Genomic DNA, 6,302 nt, shown 5'->3' on the forward strand with positions numbered 1-6,302 from the left:
GGCGCGGGGTGCGCCCGTCAGTTGCCCGACAGCGTCAGCACCGCGAAGCCCGCGCCCTCGTCGGCGCCCACGAGATGGACCTGGTTTCCGACCTCGACGGCCAGGCCCGAGCGGTTGCCGGCCGCCGCATCCCTTGCGTCCCGGTCGTAGTCCCGCCCCGCCGGCTCGCCGTCAGGGCGCAGCCGTCCGAGGTAGACCGAGGCCTGGTCCGTCAGCGGCTCGAGGCGCAGGTCCAGCCCCGCGCCGGTGAGCTGTTCCAGCGTCGGCGCGCCGTTCTCATCGCGCCCTATCCGGCAGCGCTGCGTCGGCTCGGTCACGACGCGCCCGTCGCGAAAGCGGCGCCAGGTGCAGTCGACGTCGCCGGACGAGATGTCGAGGGGCGCGCTCGCGGGCTCGGTCTCCGCGCCCATGCCCGCCAGTGAGGCGGCGGCGCTGCGCGCCACCCGCGCGCCGCCGTCGCCAGCCGTGCCTGATCCCGCGCCAAGCTCCCGGCGCACGCGCTCTGGCAAGGCGAGCAACGCCTCGCGGTCGCCGTCGGAGAGGAGCGTGAGGCTCGCGTCGCACTCTTCGGCGCAGCGGCCGCCGAAGGGCGTGGCGGCATCCTGGGGCTCCGGTTCGGAGGTCGCGGCCGCGACCTGCCAGGTCGAGCCCGTGACGACCGTCGTGTCGGGCGCGAAGGCGCCGAACACGCAGAGCGCGCTGCGGTCCGACCGCCGCATCGAGGCCGCCTCCAGCCCCTCGCCAGCGAGCGTTCGGAACGGCCGCACATGGGCCACCGGCATCTCGACGATGCGCCCGCCGGCGCGAAGGCACGCATCGCGACCTCCCTCCCCGCCGCCGTCGGAAAGGACCTCGGGCGAGAGTTCGGCCGCCGACGCGGCACCGGAAAGCGGCTGGCAGAGCGCCGGGACACTCCACGCCAGAATCAGGGCGACTGCCCGTCCCCTCGTCTGCGCCATGCCGTTCCCCTCGTTGGCCCGCGACCGTGCGCGGCTTCTGGCAGCGAAAGGCGGCGATTTTGGGCGCGGGGGCGCCAGGGGTGTCGGTCTGCCGCTTGGCATCCGGGGCGCGGCGCGGTAGCACTTTGACGTAAACGTCAATCGAGGCCGTCCCATGCCGCTTCCCGCCATTCTCGAAGGCCGGCTCCGCCTGCCGGTGATCGCGGCCCCGCTCTTCATCATCTCGAACCCCGCGCTCGTGATCGCGCAGTGCCGGGCGGGCGTGGTGGGCTCGTTTCCGGCCCTCAACGCCCGGCCGGCCGAGCAGCTCGACGACTGGCTGCACGAGATCCGCGAGGCGCTGCGTGCGGGCGAGGGCGAACGCCCGCCCGCGCCCTTTGCCGTCAACCAGATCGTCCACCGCTCCAACGAGCGGCTGGAGCGGGACCTGCGCGTCTGCGTGGATCACAAAGTACCGGTCGTGATCACCTCGCTCGGCGCCGTGGAGGAGGTGAACCAGGCGGTCCATGCCTACGGCGGGATCGTGCTCCATGACGTCATCAACGACCGCTTCGCGCACAAGGCCGTCGACAAGGGCGCGGACGGGTTGATCGCGGTGGCGGCAGGCGCCGGCGGCCATGCGGGCACGCTGTCGCCCTTTGCGCTGGTGAGCGAGATCCGCCGCTGGTTCGCCGGTCCCCTCTTTCTGTCGGGCGCGATCGCGACCGGCGCCGGGGTTCTGGCCGCGGAGGCGATGGGCGCGGACGGCGCCTATATCGGCTCGGCCTTCATCGCGACCGAGGAGGCCCGGGCCGAGGCGAGCTACAAGCAGGCCGTGGTGGAGGGGCACGCCTGCGACATCGTCTACACGAACCTCTTCACCGGCGTTCACGGCAACTACCTGCGCCGCTCCGTCGAGGCCGCCGGCCTCGATCCGGACGCCCTGCCCCAGAGCGACCCGAGCGCCATGAACTTCGGCGCGGGCGCGGCCAAGGCCTGGCGGGACATCTGGGGCTCGGGCCAGGGCATCGGCGCGGTGGACGCCGTGGTGCCGGCGGCGGCCCTGGTGGAGCGGCTCGCGGGCGAATACGAGGCGGCCCGTCGATGCCTCTGCCGAGGCCATGCCGATTCCGGCTTGTCTTTGTCGGCGGCGGAGGCTATGAGAGCCCCGTTCCCGGCCGAGCCGGGCGGGCCGCTTTAGCTCAGTCGGTAGAGCACATCATTCGTAATGATGGGGTCAGGTGTTCGAGTCACCTAAGCGGCACCATTCTAACCAACTTAAATAATTGACGTTCTAGCCTTCGGTTGAACGAGTCCGTTGCCCTAATACGATGTACGGGGGCAAGTTGGGGGCAAATCGAATTTGGGCCTATTCCGTTCACGAGTCTGAACGAAGGGTTGCCCGGATCGATCGAATGCACCTGCTTTAAGAAAACTTCTGGGCAACCCTGATCCGAGGTGGCGCTGTTCGGGGGCTGCTGGACGGACGGAATCGGCGCTAGTCTTTTTGTCGAACCCTATGGGGTGCGTCGTCCGCCGAAGATGTACGGAACCACGAGTGTCCGGTGACCGCGGGTAGCGATAAGCAGCACCCACCCCCCTGCCGATCCCCGATTCACGTCACCAAGGTGCCCCCGTGCCTTCTTCCGCCGACACGTCACTGTACGACGTCCTCGTTTCCCATGGTCAGATTCCTGGAGACCAGTTCCAGCGCGTCCTGGCTAAACGCGAACACGCGTCTCTCGATCTCCTGATGCGCGGTGGTCCGCCGGCCGATGGGACGATCACGACCGACTTCGGACTCTGGTCGGATAGCCTGGAAAGCAATCGCGCCCTCGGCATCGGCGAAGATGTCCTGATCCACCTATACGTCGCCCGCACCGGCCTGCCGACGCTCGCCAATCTCCGCGACCTGCACGCACTCATGCATCCGCACGAGCGGAAGCGGCTCGACTACTGGCTCGCCGTTCACGGCGACACGGGTGCCGCCGGCCGGCTCTACGAGAGCTACCATGACAAGCCGGACATCCGGTCAGCGTTCGCAACCGGCCTCAAGAGCCACTCTCACGCCGTGTCACGGTTCCCGGACTGGCGTTGGCATCCTGGCGTCGAGATCACGATCCTCACCGAGGGTGTCGCGACGATCTGGGAGCGCGCTAGGCGGCAGCACGACGTTCTCGAAGCGGTCATGGATTGGGGGCAGGTGTCGGGCAAGCCGGATCCGTCCGAGTCCGTCGAGGCCGCCGAACGGAACTGGCTGCGGGACCTAATTACGATCGCCCGGACGCGTGCCTACGAAGGCGAGGAGCGCAGGCGTGAGACCCTGGCAGCCGTAAGGGCTTCGAAAGCTGCGAAAGCGTCGGAGGAGGAAGCGGCGGCGGAGCCTCTCGTAACCGAGGAGACCAACGGCGAGGGTTACGTGTGTGCCGTCACCGAGACCAAGCTTCCTGCTGAACCGGTTGTCGCGGAGGTCGATCCCGTGCTGGCAGTCGATGACACTCCTTCCAAGGTTAGTCGTCCGGTGGGCCGGCATGTACCGGATGGTTCGAGTCTCGTCGTTCTGCGGAACCATGCGATGTCGTCGGGAAAGACGCATGTCTCGGGTGGGTCGGAAGATCTGTGGAAGGCTCTCCAGCCGATCGTCAACGTGTGGCTGCCTCTCAGGTTGGCGCCCGATGACGTGTCCGTTACGGCCGAGGCGCTCGGGGACGAGTACCCCCACGCACGTGATCTGATCGGAAGGCTGCTCCGTGACGTGAGGTCGGGCGAGCCGTTGCACATGCGTCCGACGCTGCTGGTCGGATCGCCCGGCTCCGGCAAGACGTCGCTTCTCCGAAGCCTGGTCAACAATCACCTCGAGATGCCGAACGTCGTCTTCCCCTGCGCGTCCGTCGCCGATGGTTCGTTCGGTGGAACGCCGGCGCAGTGGGCTACGAAGCGAGTCTCCGTGCCCCTGGAGCTGATCCGCCAGTCGAAGGTGGCGAACCCCGTCGTCATTCTGGACGAGATCGAGAAGACCGGCAGTTCGACGTCGAACGGCAGCCTCCTCCATTCCCTTTTGCCGATGCTCGAGCGGCACACGTCGCGTGACTTCTTCGAAGTCGGCATCGAGAGGACCTCCAACGTGAGTGCCGTTTCGTTCCTTGCGACGGCCAACGACGTCTCAACGATCCCGGCACCCCTCCGCGACCGCTTCCGGATCCTCGAGATGCCCGATCCCGGACCGCAGCACGTCGGCGATCTGGCCAGGCAGATCGTGGACGACCTACGCGACGAGCGGGGGCTGGACGACGCCTGGATGCCTTATCTGGCCGCCGACGAGATCAGGGTGGTCCAGAAGACGTGGCGGGCCGGGTCGATGCGTCGGCTCCGCGTCGCAGTCGAGGCGACGGTCGAGGCTCGGGAGACCCACATGCGCATGAGGCCCATGTGATGATCCTGGCCCTGCCTCAGGACGTCCGTGAGCGCCTCGACCACATCGAACGGACGGAAGGCGTCCCGCCTCTGGAGGTCTGCCATCAGGCGATCTCAGTCTTCTCTCAACTCGACGCCGGCGAGCGTCGCGCACTCGGCGTCACAGCCATCGGTCTGGTCATGGAACGCCACTACAAGGGAGGTCGCGTATGAGAATCTGGATCATGTCCGACCTTCACGACGACTTCTCTCGGTCGGCGATCGGCGTCTGGCAGCCCCAGGCCGACGTCGACGCGGATGTCCTGGTCGTCGCCGGCGACATTGCCGGGAGGTTGTCGACGATGGGCCGCGACTGGCTGGAAAACCAAGTCCGTCGCCTCGGCATCCCGATCGTCGTCGTCGCTGGAAACCACGACGCGTGGGGCGGCAGCGTCGACAGGGAGATCCCCCGTTTCCGCGAGCGCCAGCAGGCCGATGGCATCCATGTCCTCGACGGCGACACGGTCGAGATCGCCGACGTCCGCTTCGTCGGCGGGACGCTCTGGACGGACTACGGTCTGTGCCGGGACGGCGTGCACAAGGGCCAGCTCGAAGCCCAGGCCAACATGAACGATTTCAGGTACTCGCGAATGGGCACGGGCTCGGAGCGTCCCAGGCTCACCCCGCAGCACGTCGTCGGCATCCACGCGAGGCACAAGGCGGCGATCGTCGAGACCTTGGCGATCCCGTTCGACGGGCCGACCGTGGTCGTCACGCACCACGCGCCGTCCCCGCGGTCCCTGCGCCATGGTCAGGTCAGGGAGCGGCTCGACGCCGCGTACGCGTCGGACCTTGAAGACGTGATGCACGTTGGGCGGCCGGCGCTCTGGGTACACGGGCACATTCACTGCCAGCGGGACTACCGGGTCTTCGACACGCGGGTGATCTGCAATCCGCGGGGGTACGTGCGCACGCGGATGGTCTTCGGTCAGGGCGTCGAGGAGCACGAGAACGCGGCTTTCGATCCCAGGTTGGTCGTCGAGGTCTGACGTCCGAGATCAGCATCGTGCTTACCGTCGAGCTAGGTTAAAAGATCCAGCGTCGATGGACACCGAGCATCCACGCGAAGAGCAGCGCAATGGCGGTTACGCCCCCGATCTTTCGGACGACTTCCGCCATTGCGTCGATCGGCTTGGGAACGGTGTCGAACGCCTTGTTGTAGGCCGAGATCAATCGAGCCGTTTCCGCCGGCGTGCCCGGCGGAGGATTAACGGGGACTCGCACCATGAAGAACTCGCCGTTCAGCTCCCCATAGGCTGACCGGACGAACTGGTCGAGCACGTAGCAGTCTAGGCTCTCCGATGCCTTCTCGCAGACACCATCACGGCGTGATCGGAACTGATCGTAGAATGGAGGGAACGGCTCCCTGACGTTCGTGAGACCGGACGCTGCAAGCTGCTCGGGGTAACTCTGCGTGAATGAGATTGTCCCGTTCCAGAAAGCGATTGCCAGGGTCAGACCGCCGATCGTGTAGGAAACGAGATTGATGAAAGGCAGATACGGCTTCCATGATCGAAGCGCCTTCCATGCGATGTAGATGATGAATGCGAGGAACCCGCCGCCGTAGAATACAAGATCGAAGAGGGCTTTCTCAGAGACGGCATAAGGGACACCAGCGAAATTTGGACCGGTCCTGCTTCATAGCGGGCTACCGCCACCGTGCCTTTGCCGGATCCCCCTACTCGGCTTTCCCCACATCCTGGGGCGAACTTCCCCCATCTTTCCCCACATCCGCGCCCTTCCGCGTCCCGCTATCCAGCCCGTCGATCCAGATCCGGATAGCCGTCCCGTCCTCGATCTGCGCGATACGCTCGTCGACGAGGTGACGCGGGACGCCGACACGGACGGCGATCCTGCGCGGTGTCACCCCTTCCCCGTGCAGCCGGTCGACAGCATCGCGCTCGGTCCAGG

General features: G+C 66.9%; 7 protein-coding genes and 1 tRNA gene. 5 read left to right on the top strand and 3 right to left on the bottom strand.

What is annotated here, in order from left to right; all coding sequences use genetic code 11:
• Positions 1 to 17: 17 nt before the first annotated feature.
• Positions 18 to 959 (bottom strand): hypothetical protein, encoded by a 942-nt coding sequence (locus AUL35_RS10675; RefSeq protein WP_062014625.1) that lies wholly within the window; start codon positions 957 to 959, stop codon positions 18 to 20.
• A 154-nt stretch (positions 960 to 1,113) separates the two neighbouring features.
• On the opposite strand from AUL35_RS10675, the gene AUL35_RS10680 reads away from it, so the two are divergent.
• The 5 genes from AUL35_RS10680 to AUL35_RS10700 all read left to right on the top strand — a co-directional run bounded on the left by AUL35_RS10680 (position 1,114) and on the right by AUL35_RS10700 (position 5,380).
• A complete protein-coding gene (locus AUL35_RS10680) occupies positions 1,114 to 2,139 on the top strand; it encodes a nitronate monooxygenase family protein (protein ID WP_062014626.1) in 1,026 nt (341 codons plus the stop codon).
• Positions 2,130 to 2,205 (top strand) — tRNA-Thr (locus AUL35_RS10685). Before AUL35_RS10680 ends, AUL35_RS10685 begins: the two co-directional genes overlap by 10 nt.
• A gap of 369 nt (positions 2,206 to 2,574) precedes the next feature.
• Positions 2,575 to 4,371, top strand: coding sequence for an AAA family ATPase (locus tag AUL35_RS10690; protein ID WP_156417937.1), 1,797 nt, complete (start codon positions 2,575 to 2,577; stop codon positions 4,369 to 4,371).
• Positions 4,371 to 4,565 carry a hypothetical protein gene (locus AUL35_RS10695; protein ID WP_062014628.1) on the top strand — a complete coding sequence of 65 codons (195 nt, stop codon included), beginning with the start codon at positions 4,371 to 4,373 and terminating at the stop codon, positions 4,563 to 4,565. Before AUL35_RS10690 ends, AUL35_RS10695 begins: the two co-directional genes overlap by 1 nt.
• On the top strand, positions 4,562 to 5,380 hold the full coding sequence (locus tag AUL35_RS10700; RefSeq protein WP_062014629.1) for a metallophosphoesterase: 819 nt from the start codon (positions 4,562 to 4,564) through the stop codon (positions 5,378 to 5,380). Before AUL35_RS10695 ends, AUL35_RS10700 begins: the two co-directional genes overlap by 4 nt.
• A gap of 37 nt (positions 5,381 to 5,417) precedes the next feature.
• On the opposite strand, the gene AUL35_RS22095 is transcribed toward AUL35_RS10700, so the two are convergent.
• Together AUL35_RS22095 and AUL35_RS22775 are read right to left on the bottom strand one after the other, a co-directional pair.
• Complete coding sequence (locus AUL35_RS22095; protein ID WP_156417938.1) at positions 5,418 to 5,672, bottom strand: hypothetical protein; 255 nt, start codon at positions 5,670 to 5,672, stop codon at positions 5,418 to 5,420.
• A 397-nt stretch (positions 5,673 to 6,069) separates the two neighbouring features.
• A partial coding sequence (locus tag AUL35_RS22775) for a hypothetical protein (RefSeq protein ID WP_210168687.1) occupies positions 6,070 to 6,302 on the bottom strand: 233 nt, incomplete at its 5' end.

The sequence above is a fragment of the Aureimonas sp. AU4 genome, from assembly GCF_001463765.1.
Classification (GTDB): domain Bacteria; phylum Pseudomonadota; class Alphaproteobacteria; order Rhizobiales; family Rhizobiaceae; genus Aureimonas.

Bases quoted from the DNA above. Each gene is read 5' to 3' on its own strand.
- AUL35_RS10680 (WP_062014626.1), top strand. From the start codon at position 1,114: ATGCCGCTTCCCGCCATTCTCGAAGGCCGGCTCCGCCTGCCGGTGATC.
- AUL35_RS10695 (WP_062014628.1), top strand. From the start codon at position 4,371: ATGATCCTGGCCCTGCCTCAGGACGTCCGTGAGCGCCTCGACCACATC.
- AUL35_RS10675 (WP_062014625.1), bottom strand. From the start codon at position 959: ATGGCGCAGACGAGGGGACGGGCAGTCGCCCTGATTCTGGCGTGGAGT.
- AUL35_RS10700 (WP_062014629.1), top strand. From the start codon at position 4,562: ATGAGAATCTGGATCATGTCCGACCTTCACGACGACTTCTCTCGGTCG.